The 2,052-nt window shown below is 72.2% G+C and carries 3 protein-coding genes and 1 pseudogene; all 4 read right to left on the bottom strand.

What is annotated here, in order from left to right:
- A partial coding sequence (locus ACFW48_RS38635; protein ID WP_386323347.1) for a DUF2637 domain-containing protein occupies positions 1-736 on the bottom strand: 736 nt, incomplete at its 3' end.
- Between the two features lie 132 nt (positions 737-868).
- A complete protein-coding gene (locus tag ACFW48_RS38630; RefSeq protein WP_361600143.1) occupies positions 869-1,012 on the bottom strand; it encodes a hypothetical protein in 144 nt (47 codons plus the stop codon).
- A gap of 127 nt (positions 1,013-1,139) precedes the next feature.
- Positions 1,140-1,331, bottom strand: coding sequence for a hypothetical protein (locus tag ACFW48_RS38625; protein ID WP_386323345.1), 192 nt, complete (start codon positions 1,329-1,331; stop codon positions 1,140-1,142).
- Between the two features lie 152 nt (positions 1,332-1,483).
- Positions 1,484-2,052, bottom strand: a pseudogene (locus tag ACFW48_RS38620) (hypothetical protein); the annotation flags it as partial.

Raw genomic sequence — 2,052 nt, 5'->3', positions numbered from 1 at the left:
GGCGCTTCACCGTGCGGAAGATCTTGAAAGTGTCGATGGGGTGCAATGCCCACCGGTGCCACGGAATCGGGTCCCGGCCGACGCCCAGCTTCAGGGCGGCCTCGGTCACGAGGTAGTGGCGGCCGGCGCCCACCAGGACCACGAAGATGACCGGCATGAACGCGTGTGAGATCGCCTTGTCCCAGTTCTCGATGACCGAGCCGTGGGCGATGGCGTTCAGGACGATGGTCAGCGCGGTGAACAGGTGCGCGATGGGGAGCAGGACCCAGTAGGAGCGGCCGCGGGTGGCGAACAGCAGGTCGCCGACCAGGCAGATCAGGATGGTGACGTCCACCCCGATCGCGAACAGCGTGCTGTCCGCGCCGTCGTCGAATCCGAACCGCTCGTATGCGGCGGTGCTCAGGTTGCCGAAGGAGAGGTAGAAGCCGACGGCGCCGAGGGCGATGCCGCCGATCAGGAACACGGCGCCGAGCCAGAAGCGCAGTCGGCTGCTGCCCTGCGGCGTGCCCTCCTCCGCTTCCGTCGCGGTACCGGGGGCGGTGTTGTCCGCCTCGTCCAGCCAGCCCGCCAGGCCGTCCGCCGAACGAGGACCGCTGGTCGCCGAAATCGGGTGCGTGGTCGCCGAAATGGGGTCTGCGGCCGCTGCAACGGCGCGGCCCGGTACCGGAACCGGTGCTGCGGGTGCCGGGGAGGTCCCCTGTGCGGGGACCATTCCCGACTCGATCGTTGTGGTCATCTCTCTCCTCTGTCGAAACCGCTGGGTGGTAACCGGGCGGGCGCCGAAACGGTACCCGCCCGGGTCGCAAAGGCCCCGGTGGCGTTGCCTCATCGTGCCGGGGTGCCTTCCGCGGCGGGAGTGGTGGGTCGGTCAGGAGTGCGGTTTGAGGCCTGACATGGCCTGGCCGTGGCGGCGGAGTTCGGCCTCGGCCTGCTGCCGCTGTGCCTCGGCGCGGGCGGCTGCCGCAGCCGCTTCCGCGGCGGCTTGGGCCTGTGCCTGCTGCTGGGCGTTCATCGCGCACCCCCAAGAGCGAGGGTCAGCAGGCGGGTGGTCCAGCTGCCGCACGTACGGCACACGTACTGGCGGCTCTTGGGGTCGTGCTTCATGGGCCGGCCGTGGCAGACGGGGGCGGTGTGGCGGCTCACAGGCTCCACCACTTCCGGGCGCCGGAAGCGTCCTGGTCGGTGGTGCCGGTGCCGGCGGTCGGCCGCTCGGTGGACGTCTCGGTCCACCCGCCGGTCTGGGCGGAGTAGGCCCTGCCGTGCTGCTGGCGGTCGGCGTCGCTCTGGCCCTGGGCCAGCTCGGTCTGGGAGATCGTCTTGCGGAATGCCATGATGTGGCTCCGTCTCTCGTGAGGGATGGAGCCCCGGGGCGGCCGCCCAACTGCCAAGAAAGCCGGCCGCCTCGGGGTGTCTTGTTTCTGGTGCTCCCGGCCCCTCTCGGGGCCGGTGTATGGGGTGTCAGGGAAGGGCGTCAAGGTCCCTGTTAGGCCCCGTAAGGCGGCCGATAGAACCGCAGGTCACGGGGCCGATAGGCCGGTCTAACGGGCCTCTTGGGCCCGCCCCTTGGAGAGGGCCGGGGAAGGGGCCGAAGCGGGGTCCAGCAACCCCCGGGAATCAGCCGCAGGGCGGCCGGTACGGGGGCCCCGGCGGGGGTGCCGACGGGGGCCTCGGTGGCCCTCTCCCCGACCGCCTGAGCGGACACCTGGGCGGGGGCTGCGGCGACCGTTACCGGGGTCTCCCCCGGGCCCGTGACGGCGGACTGGGCGCGGGCCCGCAGCAGTGCCGCCGGGGACATCCCCAGGGCCGCCGTCGCGGCGTCGATCCGCAGCCCCACGCGGGTCGTGGGCTTGCCACCAATCCGCATGCCGACCTTGTCCGCGGTGGGCAGGCCGCAGCCCTCCACCCAGGTCCGGAACTCCCCCTGCTCCGTGCCCTCCGCCAGCAGCCCGGCCGCGACGGCGGAAGCCAGCATCACGTCCAGGTGCAGCCCCGCCCGCCCTGCGTCCTCGGCCTCGGCCAGCGCCCCGACCACGTGCAGCAACAGCGCCGTAC

Origin of the sequence: Streptomyces sp. NPDC058812, from assembly GCF_042744565.1 — a bacterium.
Lineage (GTDB): Bacteria > Actinomycetota > Actinomycetes > Streptomycetales > Streptomycetaceae > Streptomyces > Streptomyces thinghirensis.
Note: the sequence above shows the minus strand (reverse complement) of the source record. Positions and strands in the feature narration are given on the sequence as shown.

Excerpts from the sequence above, each read along its gene's own strand:
- ACFW48_RS38630 (WP_361600143.1), bottom strand. The coding sequence starts at position 1,012 with ATGAACGCCCAGCAGCAGGCACAGGCCCAAGCCGCCGCGGAAGCGGCT.
- ACFW48_RS38625 (WP_386323345.1), bottom strand. The coding sequence starts at position 1,331 with ATGGCATTCCGCAAGACGATCTCCCAGACCGAGCTGGCCCAGGGCCAG.